This window comes from Microbacterium hominis NBRC 15708 (genome assembly GCF_001592125.1).
GTDB classification, from domain to species: domain Bacteria; phylum Actinomycetota; class Actinomycetes; order Actinomycetales; family Microbacteriaceae; genus Microbacterium; species Microbacterium hominis.
In genome coordinates this window covers 639,397-657,512 of sequence record NZ_BCWI01000001.1, presented here as the reverse complement: position 1 = coordinate 657,512, position 18,116 = coordinate 639,397, and the positions used below count along the sequence as shown (strand labels likewise).

Genomic DNA, 18,116 nt, shown 5'->3' with positions numbered 1-18,116 from the left:
GTGGAGAAGTTCACGACCCACACCGGCGTCGCCGCCGCGCTGAAGCGTTCGGCGGTCGACACCGACCAGATCATCCCCGCGGTGTACCTCAAGCGGGTGACCAAGACCGGTTTCGAGGACGCACTGTTCGCCAACTGGCGACAGGACCCCGAGTTCGTCCTGAACCAGCCGACGTTCTCGCACGCCTCGGTGCTCGTCGCGGGTCCCGACTTCGGAACCGGGTCGAGCCGCGAACACGCCGTGTGGGCGCTGCGCGACTACGGCTTCCAGGTGGTGCTGAGCCCGAAGTTCGCCGACATCTTCCGGGGCAACGCAGGCAAGCAGGGCCTGGTCACGGGCGTGATCTCCGAGGCCGACCTCGAGGCGATCTGGGCCGAGATCGACGCGCGTCCGGGCGCCGAGATCACCGTCGACCTCGTCGAGCGCACCGCGACGATCGGCGAGCTCCGGGTCTCGTTCGAGATCGACGATTACACTAGGTGGAGACTCCTCGAAGGCCTCGACGACATCGGGCTGACCCTGCGCAACGAGGACAGGATCGCGCAGTTCGAGGCGCGCCGCGAGGCGTGGCGCCCCCGGACGCTGCCGGTCCGCTAGGACGGACCCGCCCCCGATCGGGGCATGCCCGCCCCTCTCCTTTCCCGTCCTCGACACACGATGTGAGGTTCGATCCATGAACACCCTCCTGAGCGCTTCGGCGTCGACACCCGCCGGAGGCGAGGGCTCGGTCCTCGAGATCCGGGGCGGGCGGCCGCTGACCGGACGCGTCGAGGTGAAGGGCGCCAAGAACCTCGCCACCAAGGCGATGGTCGCGGCGCTGCTCGGCGAGACCGAGAGCGTGCTGCGCGACGTACCCGACATCAGCGATGTCCAGGTCGTGCGATCGCTCCTGGAGGTGCACGGCGTGACCGTGACCGACGACGGCGACGGCGTCCTGCGTCTCGATCCGCGCGGAGCGGTCTCGGCGCACATGGAGGAGATCGACGCCCACGCGGGCGCGTCGCGCATCCCGATCCTCTTCTGCGGACCGCTGCTGCACCTGCTCGGCCAGGCCTTCATCCCGGACCTCGGCGGATGCCGCATCGGCGACCGTCCGATCGACTTCCACCTCGACGCGCTGCGCGCCTTCGGCGCGACGGTGGACAAGCTGCCCAGCGGCATCCGCCTCTCCGCTCCGAACGGGCTCTCCGGGGCGAACATCGCCCTGCCGTACCCGAGCGTGGGAGCGACCGAGCAGGTGCTGCTGACGGCCGTGCGCGCAAAGGGCACCACCGAGCTTCGCAACGCGGCCATCGAGCCGGAGATCATGGATCTCATCGCCGTCCTGCAGAAGATGGGCGCGATCATCTCCTACGAGCCCAACCGCGTCATCTTCATCGAGGGTGTGGAGTCGCTGCGCGGCTACGACCACCGGAGCATCTTCGACCGCAACGAGGCCGCATCCTGGGCCTGCGCGGCGCTGGCGACGGACGGCGACATCTTCGTCGGCGGAGCGAAGCAGCAGGAGATGCTGACCTTCCTCAACGTCTTCCGCAAGGTGGGCGGCGACTTCGACATCCACGAGGACGGCATCCGTTTCCGCCGCGGCGGTGCGCTCAAGCCCGTCGTCGTCGAGACCGATGTCCACCCCGGTTTCATGACCGACTGGCAGCAGCCCCTCATCGTCGCGCTCACGCAGGCCGAGGGCGTCTCGACCGTTCACGAGACGGTCTACGAGAACCGTCTCGGCTTCACGCAGGCCCTCAACAAGATGGGCGCCGATATCGTCGTGCACCCCGAGGGCATCGCCAGCGCCGACCGCCGCGTTCCGCGCCGCGCGCTGGAGCAGGCCGCCGTGATCACCGGCCCGACGCCGCTGCACGGCGCCGACGTCGTCGTTCCCGACCTGCGCGGCGGCTACAGCTACGTCATCGCCGCGCTGGCCGCGGAGGGGACTTCGCGCGTCGCGGGGGTGGACATCATCCGCCGCGGCTACGAGAAGTTCCTCGAGAAGCTGACGGCGCTGGGCGCCGACTTCGACGTCGTCGGATGACCGGCGTGGCCCGTCCCGCGCGGCGACGCGCCTCCGCCGAGAAGACGCGGCCCAGCGCCTTCTGGCCGCTCGCCGCACTCATCGTGCCGGCCGTCGGATGGTTCGCGAAGATCGAGATCACCGGTGCCGAGCACCTGCCCGCCGAGGGGCCGTACGTGCTGGCCCCCAACCACTACAGCGAGTTCGACCCGCTGATCCTGGCGGTGGGCACGTGGCGCATGGGCCGCGCTCCGCGGTTCATGGCGAAGGAGAGCCTGTTCCGCGTCCCCGTCCTGGGCGCCGCCCTGCGGGCGACCGGCATGGTCCCCGTCGCCCGGTCGTCGTCGTCCGCGGCGGCGAAGCAGACGCTGCAGCAGTCCGAAGACCTCGTGACCCACGGCCGCGGCGTCATCGTCTACCCGGAAGGCTCGCTCACCCGCGACCCGGACATGTGGCCGATGCGCGGCAAGACCGGGGCCGTGCGCCTGGCTCTGGCCGCCGCGGAGCCCATCCCCGTGATCCCGGCCGCGACCTGGGGCGTGCAGCAGATCCTCCCGCGCTACGGCAAGCTCCGCCTCTGGCCACCGCGGCGTCGCGTGCGGCTGGCGCTGGGTCCCGCCACCGATCTCTCCGCCTACACCGGCGCCGGCGCGATGGGTGCGGCGAACCTCGTCGCGGCCACGGATGCCGTGATGGCCGACGTCGCCGCGCTCCTCGGCACCCTGCGCGGCGAGGAGCCCCCCGCCGAGCGCTGGAACCCGGCCGCCCACGGGCAGAACGAGACGGGTCGCCTTGAGTCGTAGGGGCGAGTCGGCGATGCCCCGGGTCGCCGTGATCGGCTCGGGCAGCTGGGGCACGACGTTCGGCAAGGTGCTCGCCGACGGGGGAGCGCACGTCGTCATGTGGGCTCGTCGTGCCGAGCTGGCCCAGGAGATCCAGGAAGGCCACCGCAACAGCGAGTACCTGCCCGGGATCAACCTGCCGCGCGCCATGTCCGCCACGACGCACCTGTCCGAGGCGCTCGAGGGGGCGTCGCAGGTGTACCTCGCGATCTCCAGCCAGGCCCTCCGCCAGAACCTCAAAGCGGTGCGCCCCCTCGTCGCCGACTCCGACGCGCCGATCGTGTCGCTGATGAAGGGCGTCGAGAAGCGCAGCGGTCTGCGGATGAGCCAGGTCATCGAGCAGGAGCTGCACTGCGACCCGACGCGCATCGCCGTGGCATCCGGGCCGAACCTGGCCCTGGAGATCGCGCGCGAGCAGCCGACCGCGGCCGTCATCTCCTCGACGAGCCGGGAGACGGCCGAAGCGGTGGCCCGACGCGCCCGCAACGACTATTTCCGCACCTTCGTCAACACCGATGTCATCGGCACGGAGTTCGGCGGCGTGCTGAAGAACCTCATCGCCGTCGCGATCGGCATCGTCGACGGCGTCGGCTACGGCGAGAACACGAAGGCCTCGATCATCACGCGGGGTCTCGTCGAGATGACCGACTTCGCGGTCGCGCAGGGCGCCCAGCAGGAGACCCTGCAGGGGCTCGCCGGCCTGGGCGACCTCATCGCGACCTGCCAGTCGCCGCTGAGCCGCAACAACACCGCGGGCCGGCTGCTGGGCCAGGGCTACAGCTTCCAGGACGTCGTGAAGCAGATGAACCAGACCGCCGAGGGACTCGCGTCGGTCGCCCCGGTGCTGCAGCTCGCGCGGGAGTCGGGTGTGCACATGCCGATCGTGGAGCAGGTCAAGATGGTCCTGGACGGCACGATGAACCCGCGCGACATCGCGCCCCACCTGACCACCGACGACGACAAGCCGACGGGCGAGAGGACCCAGAATGGACAAAGCGGTAGTGGCGGTGCTCTTCGGAGGGCGTTCCAGCGAGCATTCGATCAGTTCCGCCACGGCGGGGGGAGTGCTGCGGGCGATCGACCGTGACCGCTTCGCGGTCATCCCCATCGGCATCACCCGCGAGGGTGCTTTCGTCCTCGAAGACGACGACCCCGACAAGTTCGCCCTCGACCCCGGGCACCTGCCCGAGGTGGTCGACAACGGCACGCGCATCGTCTGGCCGGATTCCGTCCGCTCGCGCGAGCTCAAGGTCCAGGATGCCGACGGCATCCGTTCGCTGGGTCCGATCGACGTGGTCTTCCCGATCCTGCACGGCCGCTTCGGCGAGGACGGCACCATCCAGGGCTTCCTCGAGCTGCTCGATCTGCCGTACGTCGGCGCGGGCCTGCTCATGTCCGCGATCGGCATGGACAAGCACACGACCAAGAGCGTCCTGAAGGCCGCGGGCGTGCCGGTCGTGCCGTGGGTCACGGTGACGGAGCGCGACTTGGCGCGCGACCACGATCTCTGGCACCGCCGCATCCGCTCGCTCGGCCTGCCCGCCTTCGTGAAGCCCGCCCGCGCGGGCTCGAGCGTCGGGGTCTCGAGGGTCTCCGACTGGTCAGAGCTGGACGCCGCGCTGGCGACGGCCTTCGCCGAGGACGACACCGTCCTGGTCGAGCAGGCCGTCGTGGGTCGCGAGGTGGAGTGCGGTGTGCTGGCCGGCCGCGACGGCGAGCCGGCGCGGGTCAGCGTGGCCGGTGAGATCGTCATCAGCGGCCGTGAGTTCTACGACTTCGACGCGAAGTACCTGGATGCCCCCGGCATCGACCTCGTGTGCCCCGCCGACCTTCGAGAGGGCGAGCTCGCCGAGATGCAGCGCATCGCGGTGCGCGCGTTCGAGGCGGTCGGCGGCGAAGGACTCGCGCGCGTGGACTTCTTCTTCACCGGGACGGAGTTCTTCGTCAACGAGGTGAACACGATGCCCGGCTTCACGCCCATCTCGATGTTCCCGAAGTGCTGGATCGCGTCGGGGATGAGCTACCCGGAGCTGATCAGCGAGCTGATCGACCTCGCCCGCGTGCACTGAGCGGGCGCGAGCCCCGCAGCGGGAGATCGACGCTCAGGACGTCGGGCGGTCGGTGCAGGATCGGCCGTCCGTGGGCAGCTGCTGCACCGCCGACGACAGCGCGCTCAGGACATCGCGGCCGCTCACGAGGTCGTAGTCGAGATAGACCTCGGCGGCCGGCGTGCGGCCGAACGTGGTGAAGCGGTAGTGCGGCGCCTCCGCGTCGTCGACGAGCCAGTCGATGCCGTCCACGGTCTGGCAGACCAGGGTGCTCGGGCCCGGCGCCGCGAGTCCGCACGTGAGCAGGACGCTCGCGGGGGAGCCCCATGCTCCGGTCGCCTGGGCGTCGGTCCACCGGCGCTCCTGGCCGTCGACGGTCGCGGGAAGGCGCGCCGTGACCGCGGCGCAAGCGGGGTCGTTGGCGCTCTTGGCCGGGGTCATCGACACGGTGGCGCTGCACCCGGTGACGCCGAGGGCGACCGCGACGGCGAGCACCGCGGTCGCCGAGATGACGAGCGGACGCGAAGCAGGCACCCCTCCAGGCTACCGTGGAGGAATGACCCCGCCTCCCACCGAGACCGTGCGCGACCTCGGCGAACGCGAGCTCCTGCGACGCATCCTGGGGGTCTTCGAGGGGTCGTCCCGGGCCGTCGTGGGCCCCGGAGACGACGCCGCGGTGCTCCGCGTCGACGACGGGCGGGTCGTGGTCTCGACCGACACGCTGGTCCACGGTCCCGACTTCCGTCTCGCGTGGTCGTCGGGCTTCGACCTGGGGTGGAAGGCGGCCGCCGTGAACCTCTCCGACATCGCCGCGATGGGCGCCCGTCCGACCGCGCTGTTCGTCGCGCTCATGCTCCCCGACGACACGACGGCCGAGCTGGTCACCGACATCGCGCGCGGAATGCGCGCCGCGTGCGACGACCTCGCCCCGGGGTGCGCCGTCGAGGGCGGCGACCTGGCCGCATCCGACACCCTGAGCATCGCGGTCACCGTGCTGGGCGTGCTGGACGGTGCGGCGCCCGTGCGACGCTCCGGCGCGCGCGTCGGCGACGTGGTCGCGGTCGCGGGTGATCTGGGGGCGGCGGGCCGAGGACTCGCGCTGCTGTTCGATCGCTTCCGCGACGACCGCGGGCGGCCCATCGCGGTGGATGCCGCGGCCCTCACTCCTGCCGAACGCGCCGACGTCGAGGCGCAACGGCGTCCGCGGCCGCCGATCGCTCTCGGACCGGTGGCGGCCCGTGCCGGCGCCACCGCCATGATGGACGTGTCGGATGGTCTGCTGCTGGACGCGTCACGGATGGCGGACGCCTCGGGCGTGAGCATCGACCTCGACGACACCCTCGACGACATGGCGCTGCGCGGCGGTGAGGATCACGCCCTGCTGGCGTGCTTCGGGGCGGGAGCCGACCTGCCCGACGGCTTCCGGCGCATCGGCCGCGTCACGGCCGGCGACGGCGTCGTCACGGTCGGCGGCGCCCTCCCCGGCGGCAGAGGCGGATGGGATCCCCACCGCGACTGGGACGCCGGACGGGGATAGCCCGGGCGAGTGCCACGGGATCGGGCCCCGGGAGCGGGCCGTGGTCAGGCCGGTCGCACCCACCAGAGCGTGGTGTCGCCGTAGGCGCGGTCGCGCTCGGGGACCAGCGAGGCGGGGAGCGTCGGCGCTCCCGACCGTGTCGCCCGCTCCACGATCACCACGGCATCCGCCGACAGGCGCGGAGCCAGCGCGTCGAGCGCGCCGCTCAGCTCGGCGTCGGGAAGATCGTACGGAGGATCGAGGAAGACGAGATCGAACGCGGCCGTGCTCGCCCGCAGGAACGCGTCGACCGACGAACGGTGCACGCGTACCGAGACCCCCGGCACGGCCTTCGCGACGGCGCGCACGTTGCGCTCGGCGACCGCGGCGGCGCGGGGCGCGCGCTCGACGAGATCCGCCGAGGCGGCGCCGCGGCTGATCGCCTCGAGACCGAGCGCACCGGAGCCCGCGTACAGGTCGAGCACCGCCGCCCCGGCGACCAGATCGGCCGCGTCGAGCGCGCCGAACAGCGATTCGCGCACGCGGTCGCTGGTGGGTCGTGTCCCGGCATCCGGGACCGCGAGAGCCAGCGAGCCGGCGCGGCCGGAGATGATGCGCGTCACGGCTTCACCCTAACGGGCACCTCACGCCGCGGGCGCGTCGGCCCGCTCGCCGGCGGCGCCGTCGTCCTCGCTGCGCAGTCGCGGTTCGGTGCGCCATTCGGGGCGGAATCCCGCCTTGTCGGCGTAGAACGCGCGGATGCGGTCCATGTCGCTCGCGACGTCACCGGTGAGCTCCACGGTCGGACCGAGCCCGGTCGTCATCGTCGTGCGATCGACGTAGCCGAGGGTCAGCGGCATGCCCGTCTCCCGGGCGATGCGGTAGAAGCCGCTCTTCCAATACGCGTTCGCTCCGCGCGTCCCGTCGGGCGTGACGACCAGCCCGAACACCTCACCGGCACGGATGCGGGCGACGATCTCCTCGACGACGCGACCCGCATCGGTGCGATCGACGGGGATGCCGCCCAGCGCCCGCATGAGCGGCCCCCTCCAGCCGGCGAACAGCGCGTCCTTGCCGAGCCAGTGGATGCGCATGCCCAGGCGCCACGAGATCGCCAGCATGAAGACGAAGTCCCAGTTGGAGGTGTGGGGCGCGCCGATGAGCACCGTCGGCCGCGCGGGGGCGGGTGTGGATCGCAGGCGCCACCGGCTGCACAGCCAGAAGAGTCGGGAGAGGAAGCGTCGGAGCACCACGCGACTCTACGGGCGCGGGCTGTGCTCCCGCCGAGCGCGGCGGGCCGAGGTCGGCGTCGGCGGGCCTGAATAGACTCGGTGCATGCCCGCGTTCACGCTCGACACCGCTCTGGTCGATGCGCTGGGGGCCCCGACCGCGAAGCTGTTCGAGCGTGCGTTCGGCATGATCACGGTGGCCGATCTGCTCACCCACTACCCGCGCCGGTACGCCCGTCGCGGAGAGCTGACGCCGATCGACTCGCTGCCGCTGGGGGAGCAGGTGACGATCGTCGCGGAGGTGCGCTCGGTGTCGTCGCGGCAGATGCGTCAGCGCCGCGGCTCGCTCCTGGAAGTCGTCATCAGCGACGGGGCGGGAGCGCTGACGCTCACCTTCTTCAACCAGGCGTGGCGCGCCAACGACCTCCAGGTCGGTCGCCAGGGGATGTTCTCCGGCAAGGTCGGACAGTTCCAGGGCCACCAGCAGCTGGCCCACCCCGACTACACGCTCTTCGAGGACGTGGACACGGCCCGTCTGAACGCCCAGGCACAGCAGCACACGCCCATCCCCATCTACCCCGCGACCAGCACGGTGGCCACCTGGCAGGTGCAGAAGGCGGTCGGCGTCGTGCTGCAGAGCCTGGCGGGGGTGGCCGACCCGCTTCCCGAGCCGCTGCGCCGCCGGGAGGGACTGCTGGAGGCGGATGCGGCGCTGCGCCGCATCCACGCCCCCGAGAGCTTCGAGCAGATCGACGACGCCCGCCGCACCCTGCGCATGCACGAGGCCTTCGTCCTGCAGACGGCGCTGCTGCAGCAGCGCGAGGCCGTGCGGGGGATGGCGGCGACGGCACGGCGCCCCGGGCGGCTGCTCGCCGAGTTCGACGAACGGCTGCCGTTCCCACGCACGCCCGACCAGCTCTCCGTCGGCGACCGCATCGCCGCCGACCTCGAGGGCGACTGGCCGATGAACCGGCTCGTGCAGGGCGAGGTCGGATCGGGGAAGACGCTCGTGGCGCTTCGGGCGATGTTGCAGGTCGCGGAGTCCGGGGGGCAGTCGGCCCTCATCGCGCCCACAGAGGTGCTCGCCGCTCAGCACGTGCGCTCGATCGCACGGATGCTGGGACCCCGACTCGCCCCCGAGCTCATGCCGACGCTGCTGACCGGTCAGCTGCCCGCCGCGGAGCGGCGCAAGGCGGCCCTGCGCGTGGCATCGGGGCAGGCGCGGATCGTCGTCGGGACGCACGCGCTGCTGAGCGCGTCGACGACCTTCGCCGATCTCGGGCTCGTCGTCGTCGACGAGCAGCACCGCTTCGGCGTCGAGCAGCGGGAGACCCTGCGCGCGAAGGGCACCGCGCCCCACGTGCTCGTCCTCACCGCCACGCCGATTCCCCGTACCGTCGCGATGACCGTCTTCGGCGACCTCGACGTGTCGACCATCCGCACGATGCCCAGCGGCCGTGCCGGCATCGCGACCCACGTCGCGCCTCTCGCCGAGAAGCCGGGCTGGTTCGGGCGCGTGTGGGAGCGGGCAGCGGAGGAGGTCGCAGCCGGCCACCAGGTGTTCGTCGTGTGCGCCGCGATCGACGCCGAGGCCACGGGCAAAGAGGCGCGGGATGCCGCGGACGAGGCTCCCGCCGGCGCGCCGCTTGTCGAGGGCGAGCAGCCCCGCACGCGGTGGGGCGTCGTCCAGGTGGCCGCGCTCCTGGCGGGCATCCCCGCGTTCGACGCGCTGCGCGTCGAGATCCTCCACGGACGGATGCCGGGTGAGCAGAAGGATGCCGTCATGCAGGCCTTCGCGCGCGGCGAGATCGACGTGCTCATCGCGACGACCGTCGTGGAGGTCGGCGTGGACGTGCCCAACGCGTCGGCGATGATCATCCTGGAGGCCGATCGGTTCGGCGTCTCCCAGCTGCACCAGCTGCGCGGACGCGTGGGCCGCGGCGAGGTGCCGGGCCTGTGTCTGCTGGTCACGGAGGCTCCGGAGGGAACGCCCGCGCGCTCGCGGGTCGAGGCGGTGGCCGCCACGACCGACGGCTTCCTGCTCGCCGAGGTCGACGTGGAACTGCGCGGCGAGGGCGATGTCCTCGGCGACGCTCAGTCCGGCGCGCGCACGTCGCTGCGGCTGCTGAGGGTGGTCGCCGACGCCGATCTCATCGCCTCGGCGCGCTCCGCCGCCGAGGACGTCCTGGCCGAGGATCCGACGCTCTCCCGGCATCCCGGACTGGTCGCCGCGATCGAACGCCGGGTCGGGCAGCAGGAACGCGCCGCGCTGTCCAAGAGCTGAGTCCTCAGGAGGCTCCCCGGGCCCCGCCGCTAGGCTGATCCGCATGAACAACCGCATCGCGGTGGTCCCGGGCTCCTTCGATCCGCCGACCCTCGGTCATCTCGACGTCATCCGCCGCGCCGCGGCCCTCTACGACGAGCTGCACGTGCTGGTCGTGCACAATCCGGGCAAAGAGGCGATGCTGCCGATCGCGCAGCGGCTGAGCCTGCTCGAGCAGTCCATCGCCGAGGAGGGCGTAGAGGGTGACGTCATCGTCGCGTCCTGGAGTGTCGGACTCCTCGTCGACTACGCACAGGACGTGGACGCCGGCGTGCTCGTGAAGGGGATCCGCTCGCAGGTGGACGTCGCCTACGAGACCCCGATGGCCATCGTCAACCGTCACCTCGCGGACATCGAGACCGTCTTCCTGCTGCCCGATCCCGCGCACGCGCTGGTATCGAGCTCGCTGGTGCGTCAGGTCGCCGCCCTCGGCGGAGACGTGTCGCCGTTCGTGCCCGGGCCGGTCGCGCGCTTCCTCGACACGGGCGCGGGGGAGCGCTGACGGCCCTCTCGGGCGCACGGACGACTAGCATTGCGTGGTGGTCAGAAAGCATGTGAGCGGTCCGTTCGTCTTCCCCGTCCGGGACATCGCCCATCGCGCGGGAGAGATGCGTGAGTTCGACGTCGAGGTCCCCGCACCGGCGAAATGGGGCGAAGGACTCGTCTCCATCGCGCAGGGCGAGCCCATCGATCTGGCGGTGCGTCTGGAGTCGGTGCACGAAGGCATCCTCGTCACGGCGGAGATCGACACCGCGTACTCCGGCGTCTGCGGGCGGTGCCTCACCGACATCGTCCAGCCTGTCGAAGTCGAGATTCAGGAGCTCTTCGGGTATCCTGGCACGGAAGCGATCGACTTCGAGGTTCAAGACGACCACGTGGATCTTGAAACTCCGGTCAGGGATGCGATCGTCCTCTCGCTTCCGTTCCAGCCGGTGTGCCAGCCGGACTGCCCGGGGCTCGACCCCGTCACGGGCGAGAAGCTGGCCGCAGGAACCGCGCCGGAGATCCCGATCGACGAGCGCTGGGCCGCGCTGAAGGCCCTCACCCCAGACCCTGACGACGAGGCTCCGCGCCCTGTCGTCACCGACACAGAGAAGAGCTAGCCATGGCAGGTAACCCCCCGAAGCGGAAGGTCTCCCGCTCCAACACTCGTTCGCGTCGCGCGCAGTGGAAGGCCGAGGCCCCCACGCTCGTCAAGACCGTCGAGAACGGCAAGGTCGTCTACAGCCGCCCGCACCAGGCGAAGGTCGTCACCGACTCGCAGGGCACCGAGCTGTTCCTCGAGTACAAGGGCCGCAAGGTCGCCGACATCTGATCGCGGCGGCCATCTGATGGCGGATGCCGTGATCGAGCACCGTGTGCTCACCGACAAGCTCGGGGTCGACATCGACCCCGAGCTTCTGTCGGTTGCGCTCACGCACCGCTCGTTCGCGTATGAGAACGGCGGCGTGCCGCACAACGAGCGGCTCGAATTCCTCGGCGACTCGATCCTCGGTCAGGCCGTGACGGTGCATCTGTTCGTCGCGCACCCCGACCTCGAGGAAGGCGCCCTCGCCAAGCGCCGGGCGAGCGTCGTCTCGACGGTCGCCCTGGCCGAGGTCGCGCGCGGTATCGGGCTCGGCGGGCATCTCCGCCTGGGCCGCGGCGAGGACCAGACCGGCGGACGCGACAAGGACTCCATCCTCGCCGACACGATGGAAGCCGTCATCGGTGCCACCTACCTCTCGGCGGGTCCGGACGCGGCCACCGCGCTCGTGCTGCGGCTCGTGCAGCCGTTGATGGCCGATCCCGACCGGTACGGCGCGGCGATGGACCCGAAGACGAGCCTCCAGGAACTGGCCGCGCGTCTCGGGCTCACGCCCCCGGTCTACGAGATCGCGGCCGAGGGCCCCGACCACAACCGCGTCTTCACCGCCACCGTGTCCGTCGGAGACACCGCCGGCCGAGGAGCGGGATCGAGCAAGAAGCAGGCCGAGATGGCCGCGGCGCTCACCCTGTGGCGCACGCTCAGCGAACGTGCCTGAGCTTCCCGAGGTCGAGGTCGTCCGCGCCGGTCTCGCACCGGCGGTGGTCGGGGCGCGCATCGTCGCGGTGGACGCGCGCGATGCCCGCGCGCTGACGCGTCACGACGGCGATGCCGGCTCTTTCGAACGCGCGTTGACCGGCCGCCTGATCACCGGCGTCGCGCGACGCGGCAAGTTCCTCTGGATGCCGCTGGCTCCGGCGTCCGCCGACGACGCCCCTCGCGGCGCCGTCATCGCCCACCTCGGGATGAGCGGACAGATGCTTCTCCGGGCATCCGGTGCCCTGGTGGAACGGCACGAGCGGGTACGCCTGGACGTCCATCACCCGGATCACGGCGACCTGGCCGTCGTGTTCGCCGATCAGCGGACCTTCGGCTCGTTGGCGATCGACGATCTGGTGCCCACGGCCGACGGGCGCGTCGGGGGATGGGGGAGCGACGAGGCGCTCGTCCCCTCGCAGGTGGTCCACATCGGCCGCGATCCGCTCGACGACGCCTTCGACGAGGCCGCGGTCATCGCCCGGGTGCGCGCGAAGCGTTCGGCGGTCAAGCGGATCCTCCTGGATCAGACCGTGGTCAGCGGCATCGGCAACATCTATGCGGACGAGGCGCTGTGGGCGGCCCGCATCCATCCCGAGACGCCGGGCGATGCCCTCAGCGTCCGCGCGGTGCGCCGCCTGTTCGCCGAGGTGCGCGCGGTACTGCTGAAGGCGCTCGCGGAAGGCGGCACGAGCTTCGACGCGCAGTACGTCAATGTGAACGGCCAGGCCGGCTACTTCGCGCACTCGCTCAACGCCTACGGCCGGGACGGCCTGCCGTGTCCGCGGTGCGGCCGCCCGATCGTGCGGGACTCGTTCATGAACCGGTCCAGCCACTACTGTCCGCGGTGCCAGCGCCCCACCGGGTCGGCGCCGCTGCGATGAGCGGCGCCGACCCGGCGACTCACGCGAGCACCTTCTTCCACGCCCCGTTGTAGGCCACCGGCACGAAGCCGATGGCCTCGTTGATGTCCAGCATCGGCCGGTTCTCCTCGGCGTTGTAGGTGATGACCTTCGGGGATGCCGGGGCGATCTCGCTGCGCCAGGTCCGCAGACCGGCGCACTTGACCAGCTGACCGAGCTTGTGTCCCCGGTGCTCACGGAGCACGAGGGTATCCTCCTGGTGGCTGGGCCCGGTCGGATCGGTGCCGAGCACGAGCTCGTTGAAGGCCACGAGCGCGCCGGTGCCGATGTGCTGGGCAGCGGTCACGAGCTTGATGCGACCCGACTCGGCGTACTTCGCATCGTGACGCGCGAGACGCTCGGCATCCCACACCTCCTCGTCGAACTCGAGATCGGCGCTGGGGGCGTCCGTGGACATGCGCGACTTCATCCAGGCGAACCCCTCGGCGTACTCCGCCGGTGTCGGCGCCTGCCACTGCACGACGCGATAGCCCGCCGACGCCGAGGCCGCCTCGTCGAGGAGCCGGGCCACCGTGGCGTCGCTCGCGGGCAGATCGAGTTCGCTCTGACGCTCGATCTGCTCGAGGGCGTAGCCGTGGCGCAGGTAGAAGCGCGCCGCGTGGTCCTTCGGGATCGAGCCGAACCCGGTCGGCGCCTGCAGGCGCTCGCCCGCGGCGTCGGGATGCTGTGCCCACGACTGCAGGACGGTGCGCCCGTGTGCGCGCGCCGCCTCTTCGATGAGCGCGTAGCCGGCGGAACCGATGCCGCGCCCGTGGTGCGCGGCGAGCAGCTCCACCAGCCAGAAGGCGTTGCGCGACCCGCTCTCGAGCGGGATGTCGATGCCGACACGGCCGACGACCTCGCCGTCGGACAGCGCCATCCAGGCGATGCGGATCTCGTCCGGATCCGGCTGGTAGTGGGGGAGCAGCTCCTCCGGCGTCAGCGCGTCGTCGTCGTTGCCGGCGATCTCGCGGTAGACGAGGTTGCGCACCCGGGTGAACTCGCGGAAGTCGGCAGCGTCGTCACCGCTCATCGATGTCGGGACGTTCAAGGGGCGGAAGCGGAGCCCCGCGGCGGTGGTGGTCATGTTCTCTCCTTGGTGGTGAGGGCCGGGGGCGACGGTCGTCGTCGCCCCCGGGCGCGGGTCAGAGATACGGAAGGATCTGTCGGCGGCGCTGCCATTCGAGCTCGCGCTGCTCGCGCTCGCGCTCGGCGAGACGGATGCGGCGGCGTTCGGGATCGTTGGCGTGCAGAACCGACGCGATGAAGGTATGCATCGTGGTGCTTTCGGTGAGTGCGCGCAGATGCGCGCGAGGGCAGGTGTCTGGCCGGGCTACGGCGGTGGGCACACGCAACGTGGACGTCGGTGCCGGAGGACTGCGCGAGGTCGCTCTCGCCCGCGTGGCGGGCGGAGTTCTCCTGTGTTCGCGTCAGCAGACGCCGCGGAAGGCGTCGAAGGAGACGGTCCCCGTCGGCTCACGGAACGGAAGGGCGCGCATCGCGAATGCGGCGCTGCCGGTGGCGTTCAAACGAATCATGTCGGGGACCTCCTTTCTCGACTTCAGACGCGATCTGTGACGATAGCGGCTGTTCTCGTCGCGCGTCAAGCCGGCGTTCGCGTGTCGTTCCGATAGCGTGGTTCGCACACCCACCCCTGGAGGACGCCCGAATGCACCTGAAGAGCCTGACGCTCAAGGGCTTCAAGTCGTTCGCGCAGCCGACCACCTTCGCACTCGAGCCCGGTGTGACCTGCATCGTCGGCCCCAACGGGTCGGGGAAGTCGAACGTCGTCGACGCCCTGGCCTGGGTGATGGGCGAGCAGGGGGCGAAGACCCTCCGCGGCGGCAAGATGGAAGACGTCATCTTCGCCGGGACCTCCACCCGCGGACCCCTCGGCCGTGCCGAGGTGCAGCTGACGATCGACAACAGCGACGGCGCGCTGCCGATCGAGTACAGCGAAGTGACCATCAGCCGCACCCTCTTCCGCAACGGCACGAGCGAGTACGCCATCAACGGGGTCGGCTGTCGCCTCCTCGACGTGCAGGAGCTGCTCAGCGACTCGGGGCTCGGACGCGAGATGCACGTCATCGTCGGCCAGGGCCGGCTCGACAGCGTGCTGCAGGCGAGTCCGGAGGACCGGCGCGGCTTCATCGAGGAAGCCGCGGGCATCCTCAAGCACCGCCGGCGCAAGGAGAAGACGCTCCGCAAGCTCGAGGCGATGGAAGCGAACCTGACGCGGTTGAGCGACCTCGCGGGCGAGCTGCGCCGGCAGCTCAAGCCGCTCGGGAAGCAGGCCGAGATCGCCCGAGAGGCCGCGACGATCGCCGCGGTCGTGCGTGACGCGAAGGCGCGCCTGTTCGCCGACGAACTCGTGGGGCTGCGGGCGCAGCTGGCCGACCACGCCCGCAACGAGCAGGAACGCAGCGCGGAGCGGCTCGTGCTCCAGGACTCGTCCGAGCAGCTGAAGCTGCGGATCGACGCGCTGGAGGCCCAGCAGCGTTCCGAGGCCGTCGACGGCGCCCGGGCCGTCGCCTTCGGCCTCGAACGCGTGCAGGAGCGCCTGCGCGGACTCTTCTCCCTGGCCGGCCAGCGGCTGGCGCTCCTGGAGGACGACGGCACACTCGGCATCGAGGTGGCGACCGTCAGCCAGTCCGCGATCGATGAGGCGCGCGCCGAGATCGACGAGATCTCCGCGGGCCTGGGCGGTGCTCAGGATGCCGCGGAGGCGGCGGCGCGCGACGTGATGCGCGCCCGCGCCGAGCTCGACGCGCTGGACGCCGACATCGCCGCGCAGAGCGCTCTGGTCTCGGCCCACGACATGCGTCTCACGAAGCTGCGCGGTGCCGCGGATGCCGCCGCGTCTCGCCTCGACGCCGTGCGCGCGGCGGTCGAGCGTCAGCAGCGTGCCCTGGATGCGGCGCTCGCGCGGCGATCGGAGGCGGCCGAGGTGCTCGCCGGGGTGGATCCCGATCTCTCCGCGGAAGGCTCCTCGGCCGAGCACACCGCCGCGTACGAGCGTGCGCAGCGCGACGCGACGACGGCGGAGAACGAGGTGACCGCGTTGCGCGAGCGCCTGCACGCGTCGGAGCGGGAGCGCGAGTCGCTCACGGCCCAGACCGCGGCTCTCGGGCGCGCGCTCGACGTGCGCAACGCCGCGGCCGAGCTCATCGCCCGCGGTGGCACCGGCATCCGCGGCCTCGTCGGTGACGACGTGAAGGTGCGCCCGGGCTACGAGGCGGCGATCGCGGCCGCCCTCGGCGCCCTCGCCGAGGGCGTGCTCGTCGACGACGTGGAAGCGGCCGTCGCGCTCGCGCGTGCCGCGGGCGCCGCCGATCTCGGGCGGGTCGACATCGCCGTCGCCGATCTCTCCGCCGGATCCGCTCTGGCCGTCGCCGGCATCGCGGCGGTGAGCGCCCGGGACGTCGTCACCGCCCCCGACGGCATCCTCGGCATCCTGTCGAGGGTCGCCATCGTCGAGGACCTCGACTCCGCGCACGCCGCCGGACGCGCTCTGGCGGCGGCGAACGGCGGTCTGCCCGTGACCGTCGTCACCCGTCTCGGCGAGGTGGTGACCGAGTACACGATGCGGGCCGGGTCGGGCGCCGGCCGGTCCCGCCTGGAGCTGGCCGCCGAGCGCGACGCGGCCGCGGAGCGCCTGTCGGAGATCACCGTGGTCGCCGACTCGCTGCGCGAAGCCCTGGCCGAGGCGCAGGACGGGTGGAACGCGGCGCGCACCCGCACCCGCGACGCGCTGCAGAGCCTCAGGGAGCACGACGCCGCCCTCGCCGCCCACACCGAGCAGGTCAATCGTGCGACGGTGCGCCACGAGGCGGCCGTCGCGGAGTGCGAACGCCTCGAGGCGGGCCTCGCGCAGGCGTCGGCCGCCGTCGCGGATGCCGAGAAGGCGGCGCGTGCGGCGAACGACGCGCTGGAGAGCGCACAGCAGGCACCCCGCCCGATGCTCGACGCCTCCGCGCGCGACGGTCTCCTCGACGCCCTCGAGGCCGCGCGCGACCGGGAGATGCGTGCCCGTCTCGACGTCGAGACGCTCCGCGAACGGGTACGGGCGGGTGAGGCCCGCGTCGATCAGCTGGTGCGTCAGCGCGAGCGGGAGCGCGCCGCGGCGGCAGAGGCCGCGCGTCGCGCCGTGATCCGCCGTGCGCAGCGGGAGCTCGCCGCCGACGTCGCCGACGCGCTGCCTCCCGTGCTCGACTCGGTCGACCGGTCTGTGACGCAGGCTCGCGTGGAGCTGCAGCTCGCCGAGCAGGCGCGCACCGCGTTGACCGCGGAGCTCACGACCCTCCGGGCGGAGGAGGCGACCGTCCGCGAACGCCTCAGCCGTCTCACCGAGAGCGTCCACGGCCTCGAGCTCCAGATGCACGAGAAGCGCCTCCACGTGACGAGCCTGCTCGAGCGGGTCGCCTCCGAACTGAGCCTGGACGAGAATATTCTCGTCGCGGAATACGGTCCCGACGTGCCGATCCCCACCGGGGATGACGCACCGCCGGAGACGTACGACCGTGCCGCGCAGCGAAAGCGCCTCCAGGAGGCCGAACGCAAGCTCGTGCAGCTGGGCAGGGTGAACCCGCTCGCGCTCGAGGAGTATGCGGCGCTCGAGCAGCGCCATGCGTTCCTCACGGAGCAGCTCGCCGACCTGGTGCAGACGCGCTCCGATCTGCAGACGATCATCGCCGAGCTCGACGAGCGGATGCAGACGATCTTCGTCGCGGCGTTCGAGGACACCCGCGTCGCGTTCGGCGAGGTGTTCCCGATCCTCTTCCCCGGAGGCTCCGGGAGCATCTCGCTGACCGACCCCGACAACCCGCTCACGACCGGCATCGAGGTCGCCGTACGCCCCGTGGGGAAGAAGATCGAACGCCTGTCGCTGCTCTCCGGCGGTGAGCGCTCGCTCGCCGCGGTGGCGCTCCTGACGGCGATCTTCATGGCCAGGCCCAGCCCGTTCTACATCCTCGACGAGGTCGAGGCGGCGCTCGACGACGCCAACCTCGGCCGGCTCCTGGGCGTGTTCGAACGACTCCGCGCGTCCAGCCAGCTGATCGTGATCACCCACCAGAAGCGCACGATGGAGATCGCCGACGCCCTCTACGGCGTCTCCATGCGTCAGGACGGCGTCTCCGCCGTCGTCGGCCAGCGGGTGCGCGAGCGCGAGAGCGCCTGACGGC

Annotated in this window: 18 protein-coding genes; 13 read left to right on the top strand and 5 right to left on the bottom strand. The window is 71.6% G+C overall.

Features of this window, described 5'->3' with window-relative positions; translation table 11 throughout:
- The 5 genes from leuD to MHO01S_RS03185 all read left to right on the top strand — a co-directional run bounded on the left by leuD (position 1) and on the right by MHO01S_RS03185 (position 4,922).
- On the top strand, positions 1-597 hold the full coding sequence (gene leuD / locus MHO01S_RS03205; RefSeq protein ID WP_060958455.1) for a 3-isopropylmalate dehydratase small subunit: 597 nt from the start codon (positions 1-3) through the stop codon (positions 595-597).
- Between the two features lie 76 nt (positions 598-673).
- A complete protein-coding gene (gene murA, locus MHO01S_RS03200; protein ID WP_060958456.1) occupies positions 674-2,032 on the top strand; it encodes a UDP-N-acetylglucosamine 1-carboxyvinyltransferase in 1,359 nt (452 codons plus the stop codon).
- Entirely contained in the window at positions 2,029-2,814 is a 786-nt protein-coding gene (locus tag MHO01S_RS03195) for a lysophospholipid acyltransferase family protein (protein WP_060958457.1), read from the top strand. The genes murA and MHO01S_RS03195 overlap by 4 nt, the downstream gene beginning before the upstream one ends.
- A gap of 13 nt (positions 2,815-2,827) precedes the next feature.
- Positions 2,828-3,940, top strand: a complete 1,113-nt coding sequence (locus MHO01S_RS03190) for an NAD(P)H-dependent glycerol-3-phosphate dehydrogenase (RefSeq protein WP_060958458.1) — start codon at positions 2,828-2,830, stop codon at positions 3,938-3,940.
- Positions 3,840-4,922 (top strand): D-alanine--D-alanine ligase family protein, encoded by a 1,083-nt coding sequence (locus MHO01S_RS03185; protein WP_082734051.1) that lies wholly within the window; start codon positions 3,840-3,842, stop codon positions 4,920-4,922. The genes MHO01S_RS03190 and MHO01S_RS03185 overlap by 101 nt, the downstream gene beginning before the upstream one ends.
- A 33-nt stretch (positions 4,923-4,955) precedes the next feature.
- Here the strand turns inward: MHO01S_RS03185 and MHO01S_RS03180 are convergent, their stop codons facing one another.
- Positions 4,956-5,435, bottom strand: coding sequence for a DUF3515 family protein (locus tag MHO01S_RS03180; RefSeq protein WP_060958460.1), 480 nt, complete (start codon positions 5,433-5,435; stop codon positions 4,956-4,958).
- Positions 5,436-5,457: 22 nt separating this feature from the next.
- On the opposite strand from MHO01S_RS03180, the gene thiL reads away from it, so the two are divergent.
- Entirely contained in the window at positions 5,458-6,438 is a 981-nt protein-coding gene (gene thiL / locus MHO01S_RS03175; protein WP_061781805.1) for a thiamine-phosphate kinase, read from the top strand.
- Positions 6,439-6,482: 44 nt separating this feature from the next.
- Here thiL and rsmD read toward each other — a convergent pair whose 3' ends face one another.
- Both rsmD and MHO01S_RS03165 read right to left on the bottom strand, forming a co-directional pair.
- On the bottom strand, positions 6,483-7,040 hold the full coding sequence (gene rsmD / locus MHO01S_RS03170; RefSeq protein WP_060958462.1) for a 16S rRNA (guanine(966)-N(2))-methyltransferase RsmD: 558 nt from the start codon (positions 7,038-7,040) through the stop codon (positions 6,483-6,485).
- Positions 7,041-7,061: 21 nt separating this feature from the next.
- Positions 7,062-7,667, bottom strand: a complete 606-nt coding sequence (locus tag MHO01S_RS03165; protein WP_060958578.1) for a 1-acyl-sn-glycerol-3-phosphate acyltransferase — start codon at positions 7,665-7,667, stop codon at positions 7,062-7,064.
- A gap of 85 nt (positions 7,668-7,752) precedes the next feature.
- Here MHO01S_RS03165 and MHO01S_RS03160 point away from each other — a divergent pair, with 85 nt between their 5' ends.
- The 6 genes from MHO01S_RS03160 to mutM are packed head-to-tail and all read left to right on the top strand — an operon-like array spanning position 7,753 to position 12,915.
- A complete protein-coding gene (locus MHO01S_RS03160; RefSeq protein WP_061781804.1) occupies positions 7,753-9,930 on the top strand; it encodes an ATP-dependent DNA helicase RecG in 2,178 nt (725 codons plus the stop codon).
- Between the two features lie 43 nt (positions 9,931-9,973).
- A complete protein-coding gene (coaD, locus tag MHO01S_RS03155) occupies positions 9,974-10,471 on the top strand; it encodes a pantetheine-phosphate adenylyltransferase (RefSeq protein ID WP_060958464.1) in 498 nt (165 codons plus the stop codon).
- Positions 10,472-10,523: 52 nt separating this feature from the next.
- Entirely contained in the window at positions 10,524-11,072 is a 549-nt protein-coding gene (locus tag MHO01S_RS03150; RefSeq protein ID WP_060958465.1) for a YceD family protein, read from the top strand.
- Positions 11,073-11,074: 2 nt separating this feature from the next.
- Positions 11,075-11,284: a 50S ribosomal protein L32 gene (gene rpmF / locus MHO01S_RS03145; protein WP_005050211.1), complete on the top strand. Its 210-nt coding sequence runs from the start codon at positions 11,075-11,077 to the stop codon at positions 11,282-11,284.
- Positions 11,285-11,300: 16 nt separating this feature from the next.
- A complete protein-coding gene (rnc, locus tag MHO01S_RS03140; protein WP_060958466.1) occupies positions 11,301-11,993 on the top strand; it encodes a ribonuclease III in 693 nt (230 codons plus the stop codon).
- Positions 11,986-12,915, top strand: coding sequence for a bifunctional DNA-formamidopyrimidine glycosylase/DNA-(apurinic or apyrimidinic site) lyase (mutM, locus tag MHO01S_RS03135; RefSeq protein ID WP_060958467.1), 930 nt, complete (start codon positions 11,986-11,988; stop codon positions 12,913-12,915). Before rnc ends, mutM begins: the two co-directional genes overlap by 8 nt.
- Before the next feature lie 19 nt (positions 12,916-12,934).
- Here the strand turns inward: mutM and MHO01S_RS03130 are convergent, their stop codons facing one another.
- Positions 12,935-14,020 carry a GNAT family N-acetyltransferase gene (locus MHO01S_RS03130; protein WP_060958468.1) on the bottom strand — a complete coding sequence of 362 codons (1,086 nt, stop codon included), beginning with the start codon at positions 14,018-14,020 and terminating at the stop codon, positions 12,935-12,937.
- A 58-nt stretch (positions 14,021-14,078) separates the two neighbouring features.
- Positions 14,079-14,210, bottom strand: coding sequence for a hypothetical protein (locus tag MHO01S_RS16850; RefSeq protein ID WP_255266054.1), 132 nt, complete (start codon positions 14,208-14,210; stop codon positions 14,079-14,081).
- Between the two features lie 392 nt (positions 14,211-14,602).
- On the opposite strand from MHO01S_RS16850, the gene smc reads away from it, so the two are divergent.
- Positions 14,603-18,112, top strand: a complete 3,510-nt coding sequence (gene smc, locus MHO01S_RS03125; RefSeq protein WP_061781803.1) for a chromosome segregation protein SMC — start codon at positions 14,603-14,605, stop codon at positions 18,110-18,112.
- Positions 18,113-18,116 lie beyond the last annotated feature (4 nt).